Consider the following 23376-nt stretch of genomic DNA (forward strand, 5'->3'; position numbering starts at 1 on the left):
CCGTTTCCAGGGCTGCTCCCAGGGCTGTTTCCAGGGCCTTTCCGCCCCGACTCGAAAAGTCCGGCGGATCACCGCAGACTGGTCGAAGCGTGTCGTTCCGGCTACTCACGGGGAGGAGGTACGGAGATGCGCGTGCTTCACCGCGGCTTCGCCGCCCACGCCTCGGTCGCCGCCCTGCTCCTCGGGACCGCCGTCGCCGCGGAGGTCCACGCGGCCCCCGCCCCCGTCGAGGAGATCACCGCGACCGCCCCGTCCGCCGACGGCCCGGAGGACTTCGGAGCCTTCTGCCACACCGTCGTCGAGGGCACCAGGGTCACCGCCCACTGCCGGAACCCCTACCCGTGGACCGACCGCATACGGCTCCACGTCGAGTGCGACCCCTGGTGGGACCTGGACACCGACACCGCGCCCGTGGCCGTCCTCCCCGCCGATCACGCGACCGTCACCGCCCGCTGCTGGAAGGAGGTCCGCGCCGCGTGGATCACCCACGAACCGGCGGCGGACCCTGTTCGCTAGACCCGCCCGTCGCTTCGGCGTCCGCGGCCCCGGACCCCTTCTTCCCGCCCAGGCACATGAACGGATAGCCGGCCGCCTCCTCCGCCGCCCGCTCCGCGTCCCCGTTCCGGATCGCGTCCACCAGGCGCGCGTGGTCCATGTGGTTCTCCGGGCGCAGCTCCTGCCCCACGTCGTCGCGCAGCCACTCCCGCAGGAGATCGCCCAGGTCCGCGTAGAGCTCCGTCAGGACGTCGTTGCCCGAGGCCGCCACCACCGCGTGGTGGAAGGCCGCGTCCGCCGTCACGAACCGCTCAGCGTCCCCCGACCCCCACGCCTCCTCGCGCCGGGCGAGCAGCGCGTCCAGCTGCCCCAGGTCCCGCTCGGAGCGGCGCCGCGCCGCGAACCGCGCGGCCGCCGATTCCAGCGTGGAGCGCAGCTCGGCCACGTGCCGCGGATCGGAGCCCGCGAACCGCCGGTGCATCACCCCGGCCAGCTCACTGGTCGCCGCCACGTACGTGCCGGAACCCTGCCGGATGTCGAGCAGCCCGTTGTGGGCGAGGGCCCGGACCGCCTCGCGGACCGTGTTGCGGGCCACGCCCAGCTGCTCGACCAGCTCGGGCTCGGTCGGGATCCGCGAACCGACCGGCCACTCGCCGGAGGTGATCTGGTTCCGCAGCTCGGCGATCACCTGGTCGGTCAGGCCGGTGCGCCGGGGGTGGCCGAGAGCCATGAAGACACCTTCCGTCGGGTCGGGATCCGTCCGACCGGGATCCCTGGTTCGAGAGGGGAGAAGCATTTCAAGATTGGACAACCAATCATCCCATGATTCTATGATGGCCCCATGCCAGACGAGCCCCAGACCCTCGACCCCACCACCATCCGGCCGGCCGCCGCCGCGGAGCGACCGACCCCCGCCCCGGCTCCCGCCGCCCGCTGGACCCTCGTCCTCGTCTCCGTCGGGCTCGTCCTCGCCGCGCTCAACCTGCGCCCCGCGATCACCAGCCTCGGCGCCCTCCTCGAAGAGGTCAGCACAGGGCTGCACATGAGCGGCACCGTGGCCGGCGTCCTCACCTCCGTGCCGCCGCTCTGCTTCGCGGTCTTCGGTATCACCGCCCCGCGCCTCGCCCGCCGCTTCGGCCCCACCGCCGTCGTCTGCGCCGGCATGGTCGCCATCCTCACCGGCCTGCTGCTGCGTCCCTTCGCGACCGGCACCGCCGCCTTCCTGGCCGCCAGCGCCCTGGCCCTCATGGGCATCGCCGTCAGCAACGTCCTCATGCCGGTGATCGTCAAGCGGTACTTCCCCGACCGCATCGGCAGCATGACCGGCCTGTACTCCATGGCCCTGGCGCTCGGCACCTCGCTGGCCGCCGCCCTCACCGTCCCCCTGACCGACGTCCTCGGCGGCGACTGGCGCCTCGGCCTCGGCGCCTGGGCCACGGTCGCCGCCCTCGCCGTCCTGCCCTGGCTCCCGCTCGTCAGGGACCGCGCGAGCACCGGCCGTACGGAATCGGGCGCCCCGGTCGGCAGGGCCGCGACGGGCGCCCCCACGGCCCCCACGGCCCCCACGGCCCCCGCCGGCACGACCGCGCCCCGCCCGGTCTTCCGCAGCCGCACCGCCTGGGCCCTCGCCTGCTTCTTCGGCCTCCAGGCCACCGGCGCGTACATCACCATGGGCTGGATGCCGCAGATCTTCCGCGACGCAGGCGTCCCCGCCTCCACGGCGGGCGTCCTGCTCGCGGTCACCATGGTCATGGGCGTCCCGCTCGCCTTCGTCATCCCCCGCCTCGCCACCCGGATGCGCCACCAGGGCCCGATCGTCGTCGCCCTCGGCACCTGCGGCCTCGTCGGCTACACCGGCCTCCTCCTCGCCCCGGCCGGCGGCGCCTGGGTCTGGGCGGTGCTCCTCGGCGTCTCCAACTGCGCCTTCCCGCTCGCCCTCACCATGATCGGCATGCGCTCGCGCACCGGCGCCGGCGTCGTCCGCCTCTCCGCCTTCGCCCAGAGCGTCGGGTACCTCATCTCCATCCCCGGCCCCCTCCTGGTCGGCGTGCTCTACCAGCACAGCGGCGGCTGGGGCGTGCCGATCGCGCTCATGGCCGGGCTCATGGTGCCGCAGATGGTCGTGGGCACGCTCGCAGGACGGGACCGGACGATCGAAGACGAATCCTGAGATGCGAGACTGGGCCCATGCCCGTTCTCGAACCCAATCCCCAGGGCGGCCAGAAGAAGCTGCTCGTCGTGCTCGGCGCGATGCTCGGCATCACGGTCGTCATCGCCGTCATCGCCTCGATCGCCTCCCCGTGACGCCACGGCCCTGACCCGCGGTTCCGGCCCACGGCCCGGTCCCGCCAGCCCCGGGAGGTGGGGGCAACCCCCGCATCCCCTAGGGGAAAGTCTCAGGGACGAGTAGGTGGATCACCGGATGGGCCACGGCCCCCGCCCTCCCTACGGTGGAGACACACCGCGGTTCCGCGGTGTCCCACCTCTTTCCCCGGGCTTCGTCCAGGGGGCACCCCACCACGGAGGCGGTCATGACGGCCCTCACCCGCACCGGCGACCGGACCACGCCCGCCGTCGGCGTCGACACCCGGCTGCCCTGGTGGGCCCTTGCCCTCCCGGTGGCCGCCTTCACCGTCCTCCTGCTGCTCGTCACCGGGCCCGGTGAGGCCGCCGCGGCGGGCGGGGACGGCGGGATCGGCCGGCTCGTCCAGCGGATCGGGCAAACCCTCGCTCTCTGAGTCAGGACGGGCCGATCCGTGCCAAGCTGTGGACCATGAGCGTCGAAACAACCCGCAGGATCGTGCTGCTCCGGCACGCGAAGGCAGACTGGGGCCAGGAGACCGACCACGAGCGCCCGCTCGCCGAGCGCGGCCGCAAGGACGCACCCGTGGCGGGCCGCCGGCTCGCGCAGACGGGCATCACCTTCGACCTGGCCCTCTGCTCGACCGCGGCGCGCACCCGTGAGACCTGGAAGCTCGCCGTCCACGAACTGCCCGAGCGCCCCCGGACCGTCTACGAGGAGCGGATCTACGAGGCCTCCCTCGGCGAGCTCATCGCCCTTCTCAACGAGGTCCCGGAAGACGTGGACGATCTCCTCCTCGTCGGCCACAACCCCGGCATGCACGCCCTGGCCGACGCCCTCGCCGGCGAGGGCGAGGGGGACGCCCTCGCCCGCATGACCCGCAGCGGCTACCCGACCTCCGCCTTCGCCGTCATCGCCTTCACCGGCAGCTGGAAGTCCGTCGAGCACGGCGTCGGCCGCCTCGTCGAGTTCTGGACCCCGCACGACTGACCGGCGGGGCCGCGCGCGAGCTCGTACACGAGGCCCGCGCGCGAGCTCGTACGCGAAGGGGCCCGGCCGTCCTCACGGCGGCCGGGCCCCTTCGCGTACAAGCCCACGGACTCAGTGGAGCAGCTCCTCGCCGCCGTCCGCCGCCTCGACCTCCTCGCGGGTGATCCCGAGCAGGTACAGGACCGTGTCGAGGAACGGCACGTTCACCGCCGTGTGGGCCGCCTCGCGCACCACCGGCTTCGCGTTGAACGCCACCCCGAGGCCCGCCGCGTTCAGCATGTCCAGGTCGTTGGCGCCGTCGCCGATCGCCACCGTCTGCGCCAGCGGCACCCCGGCCTCCGCCGCGAACCGGCGCAGCAGCCGCGCCTTGCCCGCCCGGTCCACGATCTCGCCCGTCACCCGGCCGGTGAGCTTCCCGTCCACGATCTCCAGCGTGTTCGCCTGGGCGAAGTCAAGGCCGAGGCGCTCCTTCAGATCGTCGGTGACCTGGGTGAAGCCGCCCGAGACGACCCCCACCTGGTAGCCGAGCCGCTTCAGGGTGCGGATCAGGGTCCGCGCCCCCGGAGTGAGCCGCACCTCGGCCCGCACCTTGTCCACCACCGACGCGTCCAGGCCCTCCAGGAGCGCCACGCGCGCGTGCAGCGACTGCTCGAAGTCCAGCTCGCCGCGCATCGCCGCCGCCGTCACCTCGGCGACCTTCTCCTCGCACCCGGCGTGCGCCGCGAAGAGCTCGATGACCTCGTCCTGGATCAGGGTCGAGTCCACGTCCATGACGACCAGCCGCTGGGCCCGCCGGTGCAGCCCCGCGGAGACCACGGCCACGTCCACGCCGATGGTGTGCGCCTCGGTGGCCAGCGCCGTCCGCAGCGGTTCGGTCGCGCAGCCCGAGACCGCGAACTCCACCGCCGTCACCGGGTACTTCGCCAGCCGGAAGATACGGTCGATGTTGCCGCCCGACCCGGCGATCCTGGCCGTTATGGCCGCCGTCTGCTCGGCCGTCAGCGGGTGCCCGAGCACCGTCACGTGCGAGCGGCCCTCGCCGCGCGGACGGTTGTCGCCGGTGCCCGAGATGATCTCGGCCTGGAGCTTCAGGGACTCGGCCCAGCTGTGCACGGTGGCGCGCAGCTCGCCCTGGGTGGCGACGGTCGGCTCGGTGACGAGCGCGCACAGCACGAGCCGGCCGCGCGAGACGACCTGCTCGATGTCGACGACGTCCACGGAGAAGGCGGCCAGGGTGTCGAAGAGACCGGCGGTGATCCCGGGACGGTCCTTCCCGAAGATCTTGACGAGAAGCGTGGGGACGTCCGCGGGCGGAACGGCGGGCATGTCAGGAGTCTGCGATGCGCTCATGGTGCTTCCACCGTATCGGGCGCCCCCCGCGCCCCGGCGCCCCGTCCCGCGTACCGGACACCCGCCCGCCCCGCCCGGCCGCACCCCGGCCTTCGCCCCGTCCCCCCACCCCGGCCTCGTCCCGGCCTCCGCCCGAGCGGGTCCCGCCGCCCCTCCCCGGGGTCTTCACGCCGCCCGACTTTCGGATCGGGAACCCGGCCTGAAATAGTTCCCCAGGATGATTCGCCATCCCTGGCCCCCGTGACGGGGGTGCATCGGGGGACACACAGTGGGGCATGGAGTGCCAGAACTCGTACTCGAACTCAACGGCAGGACCTGGACGCTGGACGCGTCCCGGTCGTACACCCTGGGCCGCGACCCCCAGAGGGACCTGGTCATCGACGACGCCAGGGTCTCGTGGCGGCACGCCACGATCAGCTGGGGCGGCCGGAGCTGGGTCATCGAGGACCACGGCTCCACCAACGGCACCTTCGCCGCCGGGCAGCGGATCCAGCAGCTGGAGATCGGCCCCGGCACGGTCCTCCACCTCGGCAACCCGACGGACGGCCCGCGCCTGAACCTCTCCGCCGCGCACGCCGCCCAGGCCCCGTACGCCGCACAGCCCGCGCAGCCGGCCCAGGCCCACGCCCACCAGGGCGGCGCCCCGGCCCAGCCCGTGCAGCAGCCCGCACCGCAGGCCGAGTGGGCCGCGCCGCACGACGCCCCGCCCCAGCAGGGCGGCTGGCAGCAGGCTCCGCAGCACGGCGGCCAGGTCCCGCCGCAGGTGCCCCACCAGGGCCACCAGGGCCACCAGCCGGTCCAGCAGGGTCACGGCCAGGTCCGGCCCGACGCCGCCGCGGGGGCGTCGTCGGCCTACTCCGACCGCAGCCCGACCACCTTCCACCAGCTGGCCCTCGGCCACGTGATGCGCATCGGCCGCGCGCTCGAGAACGAACTGGTCGTCTCCGACCTCCAGGTCTCGCGCCACCACGCCGAGTTCCACGCCACGCCCGACGGCCGCATGGAGATCCGCGACCTCGGCTCGCACAACGGCACCTACGTCAACGGTCAGCCGATCCCCAAGGGCGGCACCGCCCTCCTCGGCCCGCAGGACATCGTCGGCGTCGGCCACTCCACCTTCCGGATCGTCGGCGGCCAGCTGGAAGAGTTCGTCGACACCGGTTCGGTCTCCTTCTCGGCCCGCCACCTCACGGTCACCGTCGACGGCGGCAAGCAGATCCTCAAGGACGTCACCTTCGGCGTCCCCGAGAAGTCGCTCATCGGCGTCATCGGCCCCTCCGGCTCCGGCAAGTCGACCCTCCTCAAGGCGCTCACCGGCTACCGGCCCGCCAACGAGGGCGACGTCCTCTACGACAACCGCAGCCTCTACAAGCAGTTCGCCGAGCTGCGCCAGCGCGTCGGCCTGGTCCCGCAGGACGACATCCTGCACAAGGAGCTGACCGTCCAGAAGGCGCTCCGGTACGCCGCCAAGCTCCGCTTCCCCGGCGACACCGCGCCCGCCGAGCGCGAGGCCCGCATCGACGAGGTGCTGCGCGAGCTCAAGCTCGACATCCACAAGGAGAAGAAGGTCACCTCCCTCTCCGGCGGCCAGCGCAAGCGCGTCTCGGTCGCCCTGGAGCTGCTGACCAAGCCGTCGCTGATCTTCCTGGACGAGCCGACCTCGGGCCTCGACCCGGGCATGGACCGCGACGTCATGCAGCTGCTCCGCGGCCTCGCCGACGACGGCCGCACGGTCCTCGTCGTCACCCACTCCGTCGCCGAGCTGGCCCTGTGCGACAAGCTCCTCGTCATGGCGCCCGGCGGCTCCGTGGCGTACTTCGGCCCGCCGGACGAGGCGCTGAACTTCTTCGGCTACTCCACCTGGGCCGACGTCTTCTCCGCCTTCGAGAACTACCGCGACTACGACTGGGCCGGCCGCTGGAAGGGCTCGCAGCACTACCAGCTGTACGCCGCCGACATCGACGCCGTCGCCGCCCAGCCGGTCCACCTGCCGCAGCAGGCGATGTCCCGCCCGCCCAAGCCGCAGGGCTGGGGCTCCCAGCTGTGGACCCTGATCCGCCGCTACACCTCGGTGATCGTCTCCGACAAGGGCTTCCTCGCCCTCATGGTGATCCTCCCGGCGGTCATCGGCTCGGTCTCCGTCGTCATCCCGTCCGACTTCGGCCTGGCCCCGCCCACGCCGCCGTCCCGCTTCAACGGCGACGCCGGCATCATCATGCTGATCCTCACGGTCGGCATGTGCTTCTCCGGCGCGGCCAACTCCGTACGAGAGCTGATCAAGGAACGGGTCATCTACGAGCGGGAGCGCGCCACCGGCCTCTCCCGCTCGGCCTACCTGATGTCCAAGGTGATCGTCCTCGGTGTCATCACGGCCTTCCAGGGCGTCATCCTCTGCGCCATCGGCTTCGCCATCCGCGACCTGCCCGCCGAGGGCCTGCTCATGCCGCCGGCCGTCGAGCTCTGCCTCGTCGTCATCGCGCTCGGCCTCACCTCGATGATGGTCGGCCTGGTCATCTCCTCGCTGGTGAAGACCGCCGAGAAGACCATGCCGCTGCTGGTCATGTTCGCGATCGTCCAGGTCGTCTTCACCGGCATCCTCTTCAAGGTCTTCGGCTCGCCCGGCCTGGAGCAGTTCGCCTGGCTCATGCCGTCCCGCTGGGCCATCGCGGGCGCCGGCACCACCCTCGACCTCGCCCACCTCATGGCGCCGTGGGACCCGAAGAACCCCACCGACCTGGACCCGCTGTGGGAGCACAGCGTCGGCCAGTGGAGCTTCAACGTCGGCGTGCTGCTGTTCATGACCGTCGTACTCGGCGTGGCGGTCGCCCGCCTGCTGCGCCGCCACGAGCCCGAGGTCATGCGCAAGTAACGGCCCCGGAACCACGCCGGAGGGCGGCACCCCGCGATCGGGGTGCCGCCCTCCGGCGTTCGCGCGACCGGATCAGTACGCGCTGTTGACGTTGTCGATCGAGCCGTAACGGTCGGCCGCGTAGTTGGCGGCGGCGACGATGTTGGCGACCGGGTCGTACTGGTCGAACTTGGTGCCCGGCACGTGGTACGCCTTGAAGGTCGGGTAGATGACCTGGAGCAGGCCCTTGGACGGGACGCCGTTGCGGGCGTTGATGTCCCAGTTGTTGATCGCGTACGGGTTGCCGCTGGACTCGCGCATGATGTTCTTGTGCAGCCCGTGGTACGAACCCGGGATGTTGTGCTTGTCCATGATGTAGAGCGCCTCGCGGATCCAGCCGTCGAGGTTGTTCGCGAAGACCGGCTTCCGGGCGACGGAACGGCTCGCGGCCGTCTTCTTCGCGGCGCGCTTCTTCGCGTCGGCCTTGGCCTTCGCCTCGGCCTTGGCCTTGGCGGCGGCCTTCGCCTGGGCGGCCCGCTTCTTCGCGGCCGCGTCGGCCTTCGCCTTGGCCTCGGCCTTCGCCTTGGCCGCCTTCGCGGCCTTGGCCTTGGCGGCGGCCTCTGCCTTGGCCTTCGCCTCGGCGTCCTGCTTGGCCTTCAGGCCGACGGCGGTGTGCTGGTCGGTCACGCTCGCGGCCAGCGCCTTCGCCTGCGGGCTGGCGGCGTCGTACGCCCACGCCACTCGCTGGCTCGTGTTCAGTGCCTGGGGCTCGGTCTCCGTGGAGCCGCCGTTGCCCGGCACGAGGGACAGGGTCAGAGCGGCCGCGCCCAGGGCGGCGACGCCGGCGATCGTGGCCTTGTGGGTCTTCTTCAGACCACGACTGTGGCCAGGGGTGTTCTGAGACATGCAGGACTACCTCTTCGAATCGCTGGGGGTCGCTGGGCCGGGGCGGCGCTGCGCCTGCTCGGCGGCGACGGGGGCAATTCTTAGCGGCAGCAAAATCGCGTGGCAAAGGTGTGACGTACGATCCCGGGTAGTGGATCAGGGGCGGGTGTACACGCCCGAGACGGGGCTTCGGGTCTGGTTCGTCCCGCCTCTAACCACCCCGAAACGCTCCACTAAGGAGCTTCGTAAGTGACCTGCGTCCTATGCGCGGGCTCACATCGGCCCCGTAACAAGCTCACCACCCGTTGCGACAGCAATGCACACGGTGAGCCTTCTCCGCCGTAAGGAGGAGAGCGGGAATCCGGACCTCGTACCGGAGCACCACGGAGCCGTACGGACTCCGCCCCGCGCCCGCCCCTCCCGGGGCCCTCGTGCACGCGCGCGCGTGCTCCCCTGATCCCGGCCGCCCCCCGAGGGCACTTCGACCTAGGTCCCGCGACCCGCTCCATCGCCGTCCACAGCCCCATACGGATCGTCACACCCCGCCGGTACGGTGACCCCATGAGCCACCGACCCCGCTCCGGTCTCGCCGCCGTGAGCAGCGCCCTGCTGGCGATGAGCCGCCAGATGGAGGTCCGCGACGTCCTCAAGACGATCGTGGTCTCCGCCCGCGAGCTCCTCGACGCCGAGTACGCGGCCCTGGGCGTCCCCGACGACCACGGAGGCTTCGCCCAGTTCGTGGTCGACGGCGTCAGCGACGAGCAGTGGAAGGCCATCGGCCCGCTGCCCCGCCAGCACGGCATCCTGGCCGCCATGCTCCACAGGGCCGAGCCCGAGCGGCTCGCCGACGTCCGCAAGGACCCCCGCTTCGAGGGCTGGCCCGACGCCCACCCCGAGATGTCCGACTTCCTCGGCCTCCCGGTGCGCGACGGCGACGAGACCCTCGCCGCCCTCTTCCTCGCCAACAAGCGCTGCCCCAAGCCGGAGGGGAGCTGCGGCTTCACCGCCGAGGACGAGGAGCTGCTCGGCATCCTCGCCCAGCACGCCGCCATCGCCCTCACCAACGCCCGGCTGTACGAGCGCAGCCGCGAGTTCACCATCGCCGAGGAGCGCTCCCGGCTCGCCCACGAGCTGCACGACGCCGTCAGCCAGAAGCTCTTCTCCCTCCGGCTCACCGCCCAGGCCGCCGCCGCCCTCGTCGACCGCGACCCGGCCCGCGCCAAGGGCGAGCTCCAGCAGGTCGCCGCGCTCGCCGCCGAGGCCGCCGACGAGCTGCGCGCCGCCGTCGTGGAGCTCCGCCCCGCCGCCCTCGACGAGGACGGCCTCGTCCACACCCTGCGCACCCAGATCCAGGTCCTCGACCGCGCCCACACCGCCCGGGTCGTCTTCGACAGCCCCGGCGTCCGCGCCCTGCCCGCCGCCCAGGAGGAAGCCGTCCTCCGGGTCGCCCAGGAAGCCCTGCACAACGCGCTGCGCCACGCCGACGCCGGGCTGGTCGCCGTCACCCTCGCCCGGCACGGCCAGGGCGCCCGGCTCACCGTCACCGACGACGGCCGCGGCTTCGACCCGGGGACGGTCCGCAGCGCCGGCCGTCACCTCGGTCTGGTGTCCATGCGCGACCGCGCCGCCGGCGTCGGCGGAGCCCTCACCGTGACCTCGGCCCCCGGCGAGGGCACCACGATCGAGATGGAGGTCCCCGGTGGCTGAGGACAGGAGAGGCAGCGCGGAGCGCTTCGTCGAAAGGGCGGTGGTGGGAGACGGGAGGGCCATCCGCGTGCTCCTGGTCGACGACCACCAGGTCGTCCGCCGCGGCCTGCGCACCTTCCTGGAGATCCAGGACGACATAGAGGTCGTCGGCGAGGCCGCCGACGGCGCCGAGGGCGTCGCCCGCGCGGAGGAGCTCCGCCCCGACGTCGTCCTCATGGACGTCAAGATGCCCGGCACCGACGGCATCGAGGCGCTCAGACGGCTGCAGGCCCTCGCCAACCCGGCCAGGGTCCTGATCGTCACCAGCTTCACCGAGCAGCGCACCGTCGTTCCCGCCCTGCGCGCCGGCGCCTCCGGATACCTCTACAAGGACGTCGACCCCGGCGCCCTCGCCGGCGCCATCCGCTCCGTCCACGCCGGCCACGTCCTGCTCCACCCCGAGGTCGCCGGCGCCCTCCTCGCCCAGGACGACCCCCAGGGCGGTACGGGACGGGGCACCACCCTCACCGAGCGCGAGCGCGAGGTCCTCGGCCTCATCGCCGACGGCCGCTCCAACCGCGAGATCGCCCGGGCCCTCGTCCTCTCCGAGAAGACCGTCAAGACCCACGTCTCCAACATCCTCATGAAGCTCGACCTCGCCGACCGCACCCAGGCAGCGCTCTGGGCGGTGCGCCACGGCCTGAGTGGCTGACGCGCCCCGCGTACGCGCCGGGGCGCACGCCCGTTCAGAAAGTCATACCGTCGGGTGGACATCCCCCGTTCGGCGCAACCCGGCGGGGGGAGCGGCGTTCTCCAGGGCGTGCTGCGGCGGACCGGCCGCAGCGATGACCAGGAGGAAGTACCAAGTGAAGAACCTCAAGAAGGCCGCTGCCCTCACCATGGTCGCCGGCGGCATCGTCGCCGCCGGCGCCGGTGTCGCCTCCGCCCACGGCGCCGAGGCCCACGGCAAGGCCCTCAACTCGCCCGGCGTCGCCTCCGGCAACCTGGTGCAGGTCCCGGTCCACGTCCCCGTGAACGTCTCCGGCAACACGGTCAACGTGATCGGCCTGCTCAACCCCGCCTTCGGCAACCACGCCCACAACGGCTGACCGCCACCTCCACCCGGCCCCCGGACCCTCCCTCCGGGGGCCGTCCCCTTTTTCCCAGTTGTGGGCATACGTTCCGCTTGGGGATCCCCCTGGACGTAGTCCTTGAGGGAGGAACGGGCGGGCCGGGGGAGCGCCCCCGCCCCGGCCGCGAGGCCAGACCCTCCGCTCCCGTTCCTCCATGTACGCGTTGTACGCCGCGACCTGCGCCCGTCGCGCCACCCGCTCCACCGGCCGCAGCACCGCCCCCCGCGCCGCCAGCCCCTCCCTCTTGCCGCGTGCCTCGCACCGCTCGGCGCCGGGGCGCCTCCCGGGCTTCGCCCCGCTGCGCCGGACTCCGTCCGTCGTCCTCGCCCCACGGGGGTGCCGGGGGAGCGCCCCCTCGCTCTGGCACCCCCGGCCGCGAGGTCAGGCCCCCCGCTCCCGTTCCTCCATGTACGCGTTGTACGCCGCGACCTGCGCCCGTCGTGCCACCCGCTCCACCGGCCGCAGCACCGCCCCCCGCGCCGCCATCTCGGACGCGCTCACCGCTCCGCCGTGGCCGTTGCCGTACGCCAGGTCGACCATCAGGCCGATGCGCCGGGCCAGCTCCAGGACGCGGACCGCGCGCTGGGGGTAGCCGGGGGCCAGGAGCTCGCGGCCCGCTTCCGCGCGGGCCCGGTACGCCTCGCGGGCCGCTTCCGCCGCGGGGCCCGAGGCCGCCACGTCCAGGCGGGTCAGCGCCGCCGTCGCGTCCCGCAGCGCCTCCGCCAGCTCCCGCTCCGCCTCGCTCAGGGACGGTACGTCCGCAGGCGGCGCCTCCCGCACCGGCAGGCAGCGCCACACCACCTCCACGTGCACATCGCCCGCCGGGCCCGCCTCCGAGACCTCCGGCACCAGGCCGTACGGCGCGCCGTGGCCGACCACGGCCTCCTCCGCCTCCAAGGCGCGCGCGTTGAAGTCCGGCGGACCGCTCAGCCCCAGCGGATGCCCCGGCGCCGGCAGTGCCACCCGCCACCCGGTCACCCCGAGCCGCCGCAGCCGCCCCAGCGCCAGCGTCAGCCCCACCGGACCCGCCTCACCCGGCAGCCCGGCCACGCGGTGCACCGCGTCCTCTCCGACAATCGCCAGCGCCGCGTCGTCCGGCGACACCACCCCGGCGAGCAGGGCGTTGCCCCAGGCTGCCAGGCGTCCTGAACGTGGTTCCGAAAGCATCCCTCCAGAGTAGGGACCCGGACGACGCCCTAGGGACCGGCCCGCTCCGCCGATGACGTAGGTTTTCCCGTGGACGCCGCGCCCGCGGCCCAAGGCGACGACACGAGCCGACACGACTCGACGGCAAGGGGAGACAACGCGCTCATGAGCGATGTACTGGAGCTGGTGGACGTATCCGTGGTCCGCGACGGACGCGCTCTGGTGGACGGGGTCTCCTGGTCGGTCAAGGAAGGAGAGCGCTGGGTCATCCTCGGCCCCAACGGCGCCGGCAAGACCACCCTTCTCAACGTCGCCTCCAGCTACCTCCACCCGACCACCGGCACCGCCACCGTCCTCGGCGACCGCCTCGGCGCCGTCGACGTCTTCGAGCTGCGCCCCCGCATCGGCATGGCCGGCATCGCCATGGCGGAGAAGCTGCCCAAGCGCCAGACCGTCCTGCAGACCGTCCTCACCGCCGCGTACGGCATGACCGCCACCTGGCACGAGGACTACGACCCGGTCGACGAGGCCCGCGCCAAGGCCTTCCTCGACCGCCTCGGCATGAACGACTACCTGGACCGCAGGTTCGGCACCCTCTCCGAGGGCGAGCGCAAGCGCACCCTGATCGCCCGCGCGATGATGACCGACCCCGAGCTGCTCCTCCTCGACGAGCCCGCCGCCGGTCTCGACCTCGGCGGCCGCGAGGACCTGGTCCGCCGCCTCGGCCGGCTGGCCCGGGACCCGTACGCCCCCTCCATGATCATGGTCACCCACCACGTCGAGGAGATCGCCCCCGGCTTCACCCACGTCCTGATGATCCGTCAGGGCAAGGTGCTCGCGGCCGGCCCCATGGAGACCGAGCTCACCTCCCGCAACCTCTCCCTCTGCTTCGGCCTCCCGCTCGTCGTCGAGCAGGTCGGCGACCGCTGGACCGCCCAGGGACTCCCGCTGGGGTAACTCCCCGCTCCTCACAGGGTCGTGACCCGCAGTGAACCGCCGTGACCCGCACAGCCGCGGCACCGCACCGCACCTCACCGCACCCTGTTCCGTCCGGCCCCACCCGCCCTACCATGACCGTGTGGACATCGACGCATGGATCTGGTGGCTGATCGTCGCGGTGGGGCTCGGCATCCCCCTGGTTCTGACGGCCATGCCGGAGTTCGGCATGTTCGCCGTCGGCGCGGTCGCCGGAGCGGTCACCGCCGCCCTCGGCTTCGGCATCGTCGCGCAGGTGATCGTCTTCGCGGTCGTCTCCGTCGCGCTCATCGCCGTCGTCCGCCCGATCGCGGCCCGCCACCGCGCGGGCACCGCCGCCCCCGCCACCGGCATCGACGCCCTGAAGGGCCGTCAGGCCCGCGTCGTGGAGCGGGTCGACGGCGAGGGCGGCCGCATCAAGCTCGCGGGCGAGATCTGGTCCGCCCGCTCCCTCGACGCCGACCGCACCTTCGAACCGGGCGAAGAGGTCGACGTCGTCGAGATCGACGGCGCGACCGCCGTCGTCATCTGACCGAAGTGCGCCCACGACGTCCCGGCGTCTGGGAAACTCGATCATCGGAAGAAACCCGGCAGACAACCGGCAGCGAAGGGCACGGGGAACACGATGTCAGCAGTCATCATCGTCCTGATCATTCTGGTGGTGCTCGTCTTCATCGCCCTGATCAAGACGATCCAGGTCATCCCGCAGGCCAGCGCCGCGATCGTGGAGCGCTTCGGCCGCTACACCCGCACCCTCAACGCCGGCCTCAACATCGTCGTCCCGTTCATCGACACGATCCGCAACCGCATCGACCTCCGCGAGCAGGTCGTCCCCTTCCCGCCCCAGCCGGTGATCACCCAGGACAACCTGGTCGTCAACATCGACACCGTCATCTACTACCAGGTGACCGACGCCCGGGCCGCCACCTACGAGGTCGCCAGCTACATCCAGGCCATCGAGCAGCTCACCGTCACCACCCTCCGCAACATCATCGGCGGCATGGACCTGGAGCGGACCCTCACCTCCCGCGAGGACATCAACGCCGCCCTCCGCGGCGTCCTCGACGAGGCCACCGGCAAGTGGGGCATCCGCGTCAACCGCGTCGAGCTCAAGGCCATCGAGCCCCCCACCTCCATCCAGGACTCGATGGAGAAGCAGATGCGCGCCGACCGCGACAAGCGCGCCGCCATCCTCCAGGCCGAGGGCGTCCGCCAGTCCGAGATCCTCCGCGCCGAGGGCGAGAAGCAGTCCGCGATCCTCCGCGCCGAGGGCGAGTCCAGGGCCGCGGCCCTCAAGGCCGAGGGCGAGGCCCAGGCCGTCCGCACCGTCTTCGAGGCCATCCACGCCGGCGACCCGGACCAGAAGCTCCTCTCGTACCAGTACCTCCAGATGCTCCCGAAGATCGCCGAGGGCGACGCCAACAAGCTCTGGATCGTGCCCAGCGAGATCGGCGACGCCCTCAAGGGCCTCTCCGGCGCCCTCGGCAACGTGGCCCCCGGCGCCGCCGCCCCGTCCTTCACCAAGGACGTCCCGTCCGCCAGGCGGGAAGAACCCACCGTTGACTGACACGTACACGTAATTCCGTGCATGATCGGTGCGAGCCCCTCGACCCTTGCCGTACGCAGGGCGGGGAGGCGAGCCACTGACCATGTGAGGAAACGGCTTTGTCCACCTGGGAAGCCCTGGCGGTCTTCGCCGCCGGCATCGGCGCCGGCGCCATCAACACCATCGTCGGATCGGGAACGCTGATCACGTTCCCGGTTCTTCTCGCGACCGGACTGCCCCCGATCACCGCGAACGTCTCCAACGCCCTCGGCCTCGTCCCCGGCTCCCTCAGCGGCGCCATCGGCTACCGCCGCGAACTCAGGGGCCAGACCCGCCGGGTGCTCCGCCTCGGCGCCGCCGCCCTCGTCGGCGGCCTCGCCGGCGCGATCCTCCTCCTCGCCCTGCCCTCCGAGGCCTTCGACGCGATCGTCCCCGTCCTCATCGGACTCGCCCTGGTCCTGGTCCTCTTCCAGCCCCGCATCTCCGCCGCCGTCCAGCGCCGCCGCGAACGCACCGGCGGCGAGGCCCACCCCGACGGCGGCCCCGCCCTCCTCGTCGGCCTCACCCTCGCCAGCATGTACGGCGGCTACTTCGGCGCCGCCCAGGGAGTCCTCTACCTCTCCCTCATGGGCCTGCTCCTCCACGACGACCTCCAGCGGATCAACGCCGTCAAGAACGTTCTCGGCGCCCTCGTCAACGGCGTCGCCGCCGTCTTCTTCCTCTTCGTCGCCGAGTTCGACTGGACCGCCGTCCTCCTCATCGCCGTCGGCTCCACCCTCGGCGGCCAGATCGGCGCCAAGGTCGGCCGCCGCCTCAAGCCCGCCGTCCTCCGCGGCGTGATCATCGCCGTCGGCGTCGTCGCCATCCTCCAACTCACCCTGAGGTGACGGAAAAGGGCCCGCCCCTCACCAGGGGCGGGCCCTCACGGGTCCGTACGGATCACACCGCGGTACGGGACGGATCACGCCGCGGCACGAGCCAGCCACTCCGGCAGCTCCGACCGCTCACCGGCCCGCATCGCCAGCAGCATCGCGTCCGCCGGCGTCGGCACGAACGGCTGGAAGAGCAGCGGCATCCCCGCCTGCTCCGGCGTCCGGTCCGCCTTGCGGTGGTTGTCCTCCGCGCAGGAGGCGACCGTGTTCAGCCACGTGTCCCCACCTCCCTGCGCCCGCGGCACCACGTGGTCCACGGTCGTCGCGCGCCTCCCGCAGTACGCGCACCGGTGCTGGTCCCTGACCAGCACCCCCCTCCTCGACCACGGCGCCTGTCTTCGGAACGGCACCCGGACGAAACGGCAGAGCCTGATCACCCGGGGCACCGGAAGGTCGACGGCGGCGGCACGCACCCGCAGTTCGGGGTGGGAATGCTCCACGACGGCCTTGTCCTGAAGGACAAGCACCACCGCACGGTTGAGTGTGACCGTCGAAAGCGGCTCGAAGCTCGCGTTCAGTACCAGCGTGTCCCGCATGATGCCCACCTCCCGTTGTGCCGGCCCGGCCCCCACATGAGGCTTCGGGCTTGGATCAAACGATGGCCGGGCCGGCCGGGGTCGGACAACGCAATTTCGTGCGCAACAAAAGATGCCCGCTTCTGATCTCTCCAAGACCAGAAGCGGGCAAACAACAGACGAACGATCAGCCTGCCGCGGGAGCCGCGTACTCACCGATCAGCTGGGCCCGGCCCAGCGTGTGGAAGCGCAGGTTGAACCCGACCACGGCCGGCGAGGCGTCCGCGTCAGGACCCAGCTTCTCCGTGTCCACCGCGTACACCGTGAACACGTACCGGTGCGCCGGGTCCCCGGCCGGCGGGGCGGCCCCGCCGAAGTCCTTCGACCCGTAGTCGTTCCGCGCGTGCACCGCACCGGCCGGCAGCCCCTCGAACTTCCCGCTGCCCGCACCGGCCGGCAGTTCGGTCACCGACGCCGGGATGTCGAACAGCACCCAGTGCCAGAACCCGCTGCCCGTCGGCGCGTCGGGGTCGAAACAGGTCACGGCGAAGCTCCTGGTCTCCGCGGGGAACCCCTCCCACCGCAGGTGCGGGGACACGTCCCCACCGGCCTTGACCTGCCCCTCGCCCAGCTCCCCGCCGTGCACCAGGTCAGCACTGGTCACGGTGAACTCGTGCACCTCGGGGTGGAAATCGTGGGGCAGCGGCGGCCGCTTGAGCTCGGACACGACGGAACCTCCTTGCGTGATCGAAACGTTCGCACCGGGAGCCTAAGGCCTTTCGGCGATGCACTACCTTCACCCGGTGCACAGATCAGGAAACACACCGTCAGATTTCCGCGGCACCGCCGCCGCGGCCCTGCTGAGCAGCTTGGCAGCGGTCGCCGCCACCCTCGTCGCGATATCCCCGGCGCAGGCATCCGGCACCGAACAGTCCACACCCGACCCCGAGGCCAGGCGCAACGAACAGATCCTGTTCCGCTCGGGCACCGGGGGCTACGGCTGCTACCGCATCCCCACCCTCACCCGCACCAGGACGGGCGCGCTCCTCGCCTTCGCCGAGGCCCGCACGTCCCCCTCCTGCGCCGACCGCGGCCCGATGGACATCGTGGTCCGCCGCTCCACCAACGACGGCCGCACCTGGGGCCCCGTCCGTGTGGTCCTGACCGGCCGCCCCCTGATCAAAGAGGCGGGCAAGCCCGACCAGCCGGGCGATCCCAAGGCCCCCTGGACCCACGGCAACGCCTCCCCGGTCGCCGACCTGGAGACCGGCGACGTCTTCCTGCTCTCCACCGGCGAGCCGACCGTCCCCGGAGGCAAGCGCCTCGCCTACGTCCAGAAGAGCACCGACGACGGCGTCTCCTTCGGTCCGGCCGAAGACCTGAACCGTCTCAGCGGCAAGACCGACGGCTGGTTCGGCACCGGCCCCTCGCACGGCATCCAGCTGCGCAACGGCACCGCCCACGACGGACGGCTCGTCGTGGGCGCCTACGAAAGCCCGAACGGCAAACCCCAGCACACCGGCGTCTACTACAGCGACGACCACGGTGCGACCTGGAAGACGAGCACCACGTACGCCACGGGCGACACCGTGCCGCCCGTGACCGAGATCAAGCCCACCGAGCCCTCGGTGGTCGAACTCCTCGACGGAACCGTCTACGTGGGCGCCCGCAACGAGGTGTCGCCGAAGACCGGGCCGGACGGAAAGCCCGTGCCCCCGCACCACCGCGTCCGCGCCCGCAGCACCGACGGCGGCGCCACGGTCAAGAACTTCCAGGCCGTCCCCAGCCTCGTCACCCCGCAGATCCAGGCCTCCCTCCTGGCCCCACGCCTGACCTACCAGAGCACGCCCGGCGACACCCTCATCGCGGCGGCCCCCGCCGATCCGATGGACCGCGAGAAATTCGAGATCCGCTACTCCCTCGACCACGGCGAGACCTGGCAGCGCCCCGCCGACGACGCGGGCCGCGTCAACAAGGACCGGACCGGCTACCCGGACCGGACCGGCTACCCGGACCGGGCCGGATACTCGGACCTCGTCGAAATGGGCGTCGAGGTCCCCGGCCCGTCCGGCGAACCCGTCATGACCGGCGGCGAGATCGGCATGGTGTACGAGGGCGGCAGCACCTTCTCCGCCCAGCACATCTACTTCAAGCGCTTCTACCCGTCGGACCTGAAGATCCCCGGCACCTTCGCCGGCACCAGAAACCCCCAGCCGCGACAGCTGCCCGGTCTCACCACCCCGGACAGCGGACCGCACGCCAACGACGCCTACCTCGTCGGCGACGCGAAGGTCGTCAAGGGAGGCAGGTTCGGCCAGGGCCTCGCCCTCGACGGCGCCCAGTCGTCGACCGCCCAGAACCCCAACGGGCCCGACTACGCCGACGTCCCGTACGCCGCCGCCGTCGACCCCGGCCAGAACGGCTTCACGTACTCGCTCCACTTCAGGCGGGACCCCGCCGGCCCCACCACCCCCCAGGTCCTGATGTGGGCCTACGGCGTCAACGCGAAGCCGCAGGTGTGGGTACGCGCCTACCCGGCCGAGGGAGTGATCCGGGCCAGGGTCGAGGGCCCGGCGGCAAGTCGGTCACCACCATGGTCTCCGTCCCCCAGGCCTTCGCCGCCGACGCCGGCTGGTACCACCTGACCCTCGTCCGGTCCGGCAAGGACGTCACGCCGGCCGTCGCCTCGGCCGCGGACCCGAAGCGAACCGGGGTGAGACAGGACGCGCGCGTCGGCACCGCCCTCGAAGGCCCGGTCACCTCCCCCCGCTACACCGGCAACGAGGGCATCCGGATCGGCGCCAAGCCCGACGGTACCGACCCCTTCAAGGGCACCGTCGACGACTTCCGCATGTACCGCACCAACCTGGCCGAGGGCGACCTCGAACTCCTCGGCACCGGCCGGACCACCGCGAAGGACAAGGACCACCTCGCGGCCCGCCTCGCCTTCCAGGTCGCCGACGACGCCACCGCGCCCGGCCCGGTCACCGAGGTCGCCATCGCCGACGACGTCTCCGGCAACTGCGCCGACGCCACCATCCTGCTCGCCCCCGGCAAGAAGCCCCTCAACACCCCTTACGGCGACGCCCGGATGGGCAAGTACGGTCTGATCACCGACTCCACCCGCCAGGGCCTCGAAGTCCCCTACACGTCCGCCCTGGACCCCGGCACCGGCGACTTCACGCACACCCTCTGGTTCCGCTACACGGCCACCGCGGCGACCCCCGGATCCACCCTCGTCTGGGCCTACGGCGTGGGAACCGCACAGGTCCCGAAGCCCTCCCTCTGGGTCCGCACCGACCCGGGCAAGGACCGCCTCCACGCCCTGGCCGAGACCGACCACGGCAAGGTCTGGCTGGAACTGAAGGACACGGACACGAACCGGACCGCCTTCGGCGACGGTGACTGGCACTTGCTCACGCTCACCCGCAAGGGTGATTCCCTCAAGCTCCAGATCGACGCCCCGCACGCGGACCGCACCGCCGAAGGCACCGGCCTGGGCGCCAACGGCACCGGCTCCTTCACCGCCGGCCGCCCGGACGCCCTCGGACTCCGGCTGGGCTCGCGTCCCGGCGGCACCGAAGTCTTCACCGGAACCCTCGACGACTACCGCTTCTACCACCGGGCCCTGACCCAGCGCCCCCTCGGTCAGACAGGGGCCGACCAGGAGCTGGACAAGATCACCAGGCCCGCCACCGAGACCAAGCCGGCTTCCGGCACCGGCGACTACCCCACGGACCAGCGGATCTGGTGGTCCATGGAGCACAGCACCACCCAGATGCACGACATGTACACCCGCCCCGTCGTCGGCGGCCCGGCCACCCCGGACAACTCCGGCCACTGCAACAACGCCTTCGTACGCGGCGGCGCCGTCGTCAACGGCACCGGCGGCACCTTCGGCGGCGGTGGCGTCACCCTCGACGGTACGGACGGCCACATCGAGCTCCCCTTCACCAACACCGAAGCCGTCGGCTCCGAGGACTTCACCCTCGCCCTCTGGGTCCGGTTCGACGCGGCCAAGGCCGGCCTCGCGAAGAAGACCCCCGTGATCGCCTGGGCGTACGGTCAGGGAGACGACGACCGCCAGCTGTGGATCCGTGCCGAGCCGGAATACAACCGCATCTCGGCCCTGCTCGAGACGGACGTCGCGACCTCGTACGTCAAGGCCTCCGACGACTCCTTCCGCACCGACAAGGACGCCTACCACCACGTCGTCCTGCAGCGGGCCGACGGCAAGCTGACGCTCACCATCACCGAGGCGAACCCGGGCAGCACCCCCATCGTGGCCAAGGGCGAGGCGGACGCACCCGCGGGCGGCTCCGTCCACTACACGGACAACTTCCAGGCCAAGGGCATCAAGCTCGGCAGCCGCCTCGACGGCGGCCACCCGTTCGAGGGCTCCCTCGACGAGTTCACCCTCGTCCGCCGGGCCCTCACCCCCGACGAGCTGACCGCACTCCGAGTTCACAACGAGCTCCCGGCGGACGAGGCCACCACGGCCCGACTCTCCTTCGAGAAGATCACCGACACCGGCTACGCCCGCATGTAGCCGTGAACGCCGAGGTCCCGGACCGCCACCGCGATCCGGGCCCTCGCCCCTTGCCGCCGGCCTCAGAGCCAGTTGCGACGGCCGCCGACCTCGGCGAGCCAGTGGTTCAGATAGGCGGCCCAGTCGGTGTTCTGGTAGTCGGCGAGACCCACCGTGAAGGAACGGAAGGAGTCGCTGCCCTCGGTGAACAGCCCCGGCTTCTTGTCCATCTCCAGGACGACGTCCATCTCGCGGTCGTCCGCGACGAAGCTGACCTCGACCTGGTTCAGGCCGCGGTACTGCTGCGGGGCGAAGAACTCGATCTCCTGGTAGAAGGGCAGCCGCTGGCGGGTGCCGCGGATGTGCCCGCGCTCCATGTCCGCGCTCTTGAAGCGGAAGCCCAGCTGGATGAAGGCGTCGAGGATCGCCTGCTGCGCCGGCAGCGGGTGCACGTTGATCGGGTCGAGGTCGCCCGAGTCCACCGCGCGGGCGATCTCCAGCTCGGTCGTCACGCCGATGTCCATGCCGTGCAGCCGCTGCCCGGCGATCGTGTTCACCGGCGTCTCCCACGGGATCTCGAGCCCGAACGGCACCACGTGCACCGCGCCGGCCTGCACCTCGAAGGCCCCGCCGAGCCGCACCTTCACGAACTCGACGTTCTGCTTGTACTCCTGGTCGCCGCCCTCGACCTCCACGCGCGCCTGGAGACCGACGGACAGGCCCTCGATCTGCTGGTTGACGCTGCCGCCCTGGATCCGGACCTCACCCTGGACGACCCCACCCGGGACCACGTTCTCCTCGGTGAGCACCGTCTCCACGGTCGCCCCGCCGGCACCCAGACTGGCCAGCAGCTTCTTGAATCCCATGCACTCTCTCCTTCTCGTTCCCGGTCCCCTGCGCACGCGTCGTGCACGCGTACATACGCGCGACGACCGTAGCCGGTTCCACGGCGTTCCCCATTACCCTCGGACGCCATGAGCGAGAGCCCCGACCGTACGCCGCTCCCGCGGAGCTTCTTCGACCGCCCCGTCCTGGAGGTCGCCCCGGACCTCCTCGGCCGCACCCTCGTCCGTACCTCGGAAGAGGGACGGATCGAGCTGAGACTCACCGAGGTGGAGGCGTACGCCGGCGCGATCGACCCCGGCTCGCACGCCTTCCGAGGCCGCACGCCCCGCAACGCCGTCATGTTCGGCCCTCCGGGACACGCCTACGTCTACTTCACGTACGGCATGTGGCACTGCCTGAACCTGGTGTGCGGCCCCGAGGGCGAGGCGAGCGGTGTACTGCTCCGAGCGGGCGAGATCCTCCACGGCGCCGAGCTGGCCCGCCCCCGCCGCCGCTCGGCCCGCAAGGACACCGAACTGGCGAAGGGCCCGGCCCGCCTCGCCACCGCCCTCGACGTCCCCGGCTCCCTCAACGGCACCGACGCCTGCGCCGGCCCGGCCGCCCCCCTCGCCGTCCTCACCGGCACCCCGCCACCCCCCTCCCTGATCCGTACGGGCCCGCGCACGGGCGTCGGCGGCGACGGCGCCCCGCACCCCTGGCGCTTCTGGATCGCCGAGGACCCCACGGTCAGTCCGTACCGTCCCCACACGCCCCGGAAGCGCCGACTTGACCCTGCTGAGGCAGGGGCGTAACGTGGCCCGAGCCGCTTGAGAAGGTGGTGCTTGTTCAAGCACCCCGGGAGCGGCCATCCACTCGCTATGAAGATCTCCTACGGGGCTTATTTCGGCGTGCCGAAATTTGTTTCGAAAGGCTCGATTATGAGCTGTCCGGGAAATCGGCTAACGTAGTGGACACGCCGAAAGGCAAAGGCCGCCAACAGGCCACCGGAAACGAAATCCGAACCGGAAACGGAACGGAAAAGGATCTGGTAAGGTTGGAAACGAAGGAAGCGCCCGGAGGGCCCGGAGACGGGAACGAAGGAAGCGTCCGCACCTTGAGAACTCAACAGCGTGCCAAAAATCAACGCCAGATTATGTTGATACCCCGTCCAGCCGGTTCCGGCTGGTCGAGGTTCCTTTGAAAAAGTCCACCCCCTTGCG

24 protein-coding genes are annotated in these 23376 nt (G+C 71.7%); 16 read left to right on the plus strand and 8 right to left on the minus strand.

All coding sequences use genetic code 11. The annotated features are described in order from the left end of the window. The first annotated feature begins 126 nt into the window (after positions 1 to 126). Positions 127 to 516, plus strand: coding sequence for a hypothetical protein (locus QK442_RS34730; RefSeq protein WP_282698118.1), 390 nt, complete (start codon positions 127 to 129; stop codon positions 514 to 516). Here QK442_RS34730 and QK442_RS34735 read toward each other — a convergent pair. After that, the gene (locus tag QK442_RS34735; RefSeq protein ID WP_282698119.1) at positions 482 to 1225 is read right to left on the minus strand and encodes an FCD domain-containing protein; all 744 of its coding nucleotides are present in this window, start codon (positions 1223 to 1225) and stop codon (positions 482 to 484) included. The two genes, QK442_RS34730 and QK442_RS34735, sit on opposite strands and share 35 nt — an antisense overlap. 111 nt (positions 1226 to 1336) lie before the next feature. Between QK442_RS34735 and QK442_RS34740 the strand changes: the two genes are divergently transcribed. The 4 genes from QK442_RS34740 to QK442_RS34755 all read left to right on the plus strand — a co-directional run bounded on the left by QK442_RS34740 (position 1337) and on the right by QK442_RS34755 (position 3787). Then, positions 1337 to 2665: an MFS transporter gene (locus QK442_RS34740; RefSeq protein ID WP_282698120.1), complete on the plus strand. Its 1329-nt coding sequence runs from the start codon at positions 1337 to 1339 to the stop codon at positions 2663 to 2665. A gap of 17 nt (positions 2666 to 2682) precedes the next feature. Further along, complete coding sequence (locus QK442_RS34745) at positions 2683 to 2799, plus strand: SGM_5486 family transporter-associated protein (protein WP_277349137.1); 117 nt, start codon at positions 2683 to 2685, stop codon at positions 2797 to 2799. 227 nt (positions 2800 to 3026) lie between these two features. Further along, entirely contained in the window at positions 3027 to 3233 is a 207-nt protein-coding gene (locus QK442_RS34750) for a hypothetical protein (RefSeq protein WP_282698121.1), read from the plus strand. A 35-nt stretch (positions 3234 to 3268) separates the two neighbouring features. Next, the gene (locus QK442_RS34755; protein WP_282698122.1) at positions 3269 to 3787 is read left to right on the plus strand and encodes a histidine phosphatase family protein; all 519 of its coding nucleotides are present in this window, start codon (positions 3269 to 3271) and stop codon (positions 3785 to 3787) included. A 111-nt stretch (positions 3788 to 3898) separates the two neighbouring features. On the opposite strand, the gene serB is transcribed toward QK442_RS34755, so the two are convergent. Continuing rightward, positions 3899 to 5137, minus strand: coding sequence for a phosphoserine phosphatase SerB (gene serB / locus QK442_RS34760; protein WP_282698123.1), 1239 nt, complete (start codon positions 5135 to 5137; stop codon positions 3899 to 3901). A gap of 268 nt (positions 5138 to 5405) precedes the next feature. On the opposite strand from serB, the gene QK442_RS34765 reads away from it, so the two are divergent. After that, complete coding sequence (locus QK442_RS34765) at positions 5406 to 8006, plus strand: FHA domain-containing protein (RefSeq protein ID WP_282698124.1); 2601 nt, start codon at positions 5406 to 5408, stop codon at positions 8004 to 8006. Positions 8007 to 8078: 72 nt separating this feature from the next. Here the strand turns inward: QK442_RS34765 and QK442_RS34770 are convergent, their stop codons facing one another. Next, positions 8079 to 8891, minus strand: coding sequence for a transglycosylase SLT domain-containing protein (locus tag QK442_RS34770; RefSeq protein WP_282698125.1), 813 nt, complete (start codon positions 8889 to 8891; stop codon positions 8079 to 8081). Between the two features lie 540 nt (positions 8892 to 9431). Here QK442_RS34770 and QK442_RS34775 point away from each other — a divergent pair. The 3 genes from QK442_RS34775 (at position 9432) to QK442_RS34785 (ending at position 11665) form a co-directional block, all read left to right on the plus strand. After that, positions 9432 to 10577, plus strand: coding sequence for a GAF domain-containing sensor histidine kinase (locus QK442_RS34775; protein ID WP_282698126.1), 1146 nt, complete (start codon positions 9432 to 9434; stop codon positions 10575 to 10577). 43 nt (positions 10578 to 10620) lie between these two features. Beyond that, positions 10621 to 11268: a response regulator transcription factor gene (locus QK442_RS34780; protein WP_282698140.1), complete on the plus strand. Its 648-nt coding sequence runs from the start codon at positions 10621 to 10623 to the stop codon at positions 11266 to 11268. Positions 11269 to 11422: 154 nt separating this feature from the next. After that, positions 11423 to 11665, plus strand: coding sequence for a chaplin (locus QK442_RS34785; protein WP_282698127.1), 243 nt, complete (start codon positions 11423 to 11425; stop codon positions 11663 to 11665). 405 nt (positions 11666 to 12070) lie between these two features. Here QK442_RS34785 and QK442_RS34790 read toward each other — a convergent pair whose 3' ends face one another. Next, on the minus strand, positions 12071 to 12856 hold the full coding sequence (locus tag QK442_RS34790; protein ID WP_282698128.1) for a hypothetical protein: 786 nt from the start codon (positions 12854 to 12856) through the stop codon (positions 12071 to 12073). 144 nt (positions 12857 to 13000) lie between these two features. Here QK442_RS34790 and QK442_RS34795 point away from each other — a divergent pair, with 144 nt between their 5' ends. From QK442_RS34795 to QK442_RS34810, 4 genes are all read left to right on the plus strand, one after another. Continuing rightward, positions 13001 to 13792: an ABC transporter ATP-binding protein gene (locus QK442_RS34795; RefSeq protein WP_282698129.1), complete on the plus strand. Its 792-nt coding sequence runs from the start codon at positions 13001 to 13003 to the stop codon at positions 13790 to 13792. A gap of 121 nt (positions 13793 to 13913) precedes the next feature. Further along, the gene (locus QK442_RS34800) at positions 13914 to 14342 is read left to right on the plus strand and encodes an NfeD family protein (protein WP_282698130.1); all 429 of its coding nucleotides are present in this window, start codon (positions 13914 to 13916) and stop codon (positions 14340 to 14342) included. Positions 14343 to 14435: 93 nt separating this feature from the next. Next, entirely contained in the window at positions 14436 to 15377 is a 942-nt protein-coding gene (locus QK442_RS34805; RefSeq protein WP_282698131.1) for an SPFH domain-containing protein, read from the plus strand. A 98-nt stretch (positions 15378 to 15475) separates the two neighbouring features. After that, positions 15476 to 16243, plus strand: coding sequence for a sulfite exporter TauE/SafE family protein (locus QK442_RS34810; protein WP_282698132.1), 768 nt, complete (start codon positions 15476 to 15478; stop codon positions 16241 to 16243). Positions 16244 to 16317: 74 nt separating this feature from the next. Here the strand turns inward: QK442_RS34810 and QK442_RS34815 are convergent, their stop codons facing one another. Further along, positions 16318 to 16824 (minus strand): HNH endonuclease, encoded by a 507-nt coding sequence (locus QK442_RS34815; RefSeq protein ID WP_282698133.1) that lies wholly within the window; start codon positions 16822 to 16824, stop codon positions 16318 to 16320. Positions 16825 to 16990: 166 nt separating this feature from the next. Then, the gene (locus QK442_RS34820; protein WP_282698134.1) at positions 16991 to 17530 is read right to left on the minus strand and encodes a YbhB/YbcL family Raf kinase inhibitor-like protein; all 540 of its coding nucleotides are present in this window, start codon (positions 17528 to 17530) and stop codon (positions 16991 to 16993) included. 76 nt (positions 17531 to 17606) lie between these two features. Between QK442_RS34820 and QK442_RS34825 the strand changes: the two genes are divergently transcribed. Together QK442_RS34825 and QK442_RS34830 are read left to right on the plus strand one after the other, a co-directional pair. Beyond that, positions 17607 to 19448, plus strand: coding sequence for a sialidase family protein (locus QK442_RS34825; protein ID WP_282698135.1), 1842 nt, complete (start codon positions 17607 to 17609; stop codon positions 19446 to 19448). After that, complete coding sequence (locus tag QK442_RS34830; protein ID WP_282698136.1) at positions 19397 to 21352, plus strand: LamG-like jellyroll fold domain-containing protein; 1956 nt, start codon at positions 19397 to 19399, stop codon at positions 21350 to 21352. Before QK442_RS34825 ends, QK442_RS34830 begins: the two co-directional genes overlap by 52 nt. Before the next feature lie 62 nt (positions 21353 to 21414). On the opposite strand, the gene QK442_RS34835 is transcribed toward QK442_RS34830, so the two are convergent. Further along, entirely contained in the window at positions 21415 to 22197 is a 783-nt protein-coding gene (locus QK442_RS34835) for a sporulation protein (RefSeq protein WP_282698137.1), read from the minus strand. 108 nt (positions 22198 to 22305) lie between these two features. Between QK442_RS34835 and QK442_RS34840 the strand changes: the two genes are divergently transcribed. Then, positions 22306 to 22968: a DNA-3-methyladenine glycosylase gene (locus QK442_RS34840; RefSeq protein ID WP_282698138.1), complete on the plus strand. Its 663-nt coding sequence runs from the start codon at positions 22306 to 22308 to the stop codon at positions 22966 to 22968. Between the two features lie 86 nt (positions 22969 to 23054). Here QK442_RS34840 and QK442_RS34845 read toward each other — a convergent pair. Then, a partial coding sequence (locus QK442_RS34845) for a hypothetical protein (RefSeq protein ID WP_282698139.1) occupies positions 23055 to 23376 on the minus strand: 322 nt, incomplete at its 5' end.

It is taken from the genome of Streptomyces sp. CC208A, from assembly GCF_030010625.1.
Classification (GTDB): Bacteria; Actinomycetota; Actinomycetes; order Streptomycetales; family Streptomycetaceae; genus Streptomyces.

What these genes read in the sequence shown, in the direction of transcription:
- QK442_RS34730 (WP_282698118.1), top strand. Translation starts at nt 127, where the DNA reads ATGCGCGTGCTTCACCGCGGCTTCGCCGCCCACGCCTCGGTCGCCGCC.
- QK442_RS34735 (WP_282698119.1), bottom strand. Translation starts at nt 1,225, where the DNA reads ATGGCTCTCGGCCACCCCCGGCGCACCGGCCTGACCGACCAGGTGATC.
- QK442_RS34740 (WP_282698120.1), top strand. Translation starts at nt 1,337, where the DNA reads ATGCCAGACGAGCCCCAGACCCTCGACCCCACCACCATCCGGCCGGCC.
- QK442_RS34745 (WP_277349137.1), top strand. Translation starts at nt 2,683, where the DNA reads ATGCCCGTTCTCGAACCCAATCCCCAGGGCGGCCAGAAGAAGCTGCTC.
- QK442_RS34750 (WP_282698121.1), top strand. Translation starts at nt 3,027, where the DNA reads ATGACGGCCCTCACCCGCACCGGCGACCGGACCACGCCCGCCGTCGGC.
- QK442_RS34755 (WP_282698122.1), top strand. Translation starts at nt 3,269, where the DNA reads ATGAGCGTCGAAACAACCCGCAGGATCGTGCTGCTCCGGCACGCGAAG.
- serB (WP_282698123.1), bottom strand. Translation starts at nt 5,137, where the DNA reads ATGAGCGCATCGCAGACTCCTGACATGCCCGCCGTTCCGCCCGCGGAC.
- QK442_RS34770 (WP_282698125.1), bottom strand. Translation starts at nt 8,891, where the DNA reads ATGTCTCAGAACACCCCTGGCCACAGTCGTGGTCTGAAGAAGACCCAC.
- QK442_RS34775 (WP_282698126.1), top strand. Translation starts at nt 9,432, where the DNA reads ATGAGCCACCGACCCCGCTCCGGTCTCGCCGCCGTGAGCAGCGCCCTG.
- QK442_RS34790 (WP_282698128.1), bottom strand. Translation starts at nt 12,856, where the DNA reads ATGCTTTCGGAACCACGTTCAGGACGCCTGGCAGCCTGGGGCAACGCC.
- QK442_RS34795 (WP_282698129.1), top strand. Translation starts at nt 13,001, where the DNA reads ATGAGCGATGTACTGGAGCTGGTGGACGTATCCGTGGTCCGCGACGGA.
- QK442_RS34805 (WP_282698131.1), top strand. Translation starts at nt 14,436, where the DNA reads ATGTCAGCAGTCATCATCGTCCTGATCATTCTGGTGGTGCTCGTCTTC.
- QK442_RS34815 (WP_282698133.1), bottom strand. Translation starts at nt 16,824, where the DNA reads ATGCGGGACACGCTGGTACTGAACGCGAGCTTCGAGCCGCTTTCGACG.
- QK442_RS34830 (WP_282698136.1), top strand. Translation starts at nt 19,397, where the DNA reads ATGGTCTCCGTCCCCCAGGCCTTCGCCGCCGACGCCGGCTGGTACCAC.
- QK442_RS34835 (WP_282698137.1), bottom strand. Translation starts at nt 22,197, where the DNA reads ATGGGATTCAAGAAGCTGCTGGCCAGTCTGGGTGCCGGCGGGGCGACC.
- QK442_RS34840 (WP_282698138.1), top strand. Translation starts at nt 22,306, where the DNA reads ATGAGCGAGAGCCCCGACCGTACGCCGCTCCCGCGGAGCTTCTTCGAC.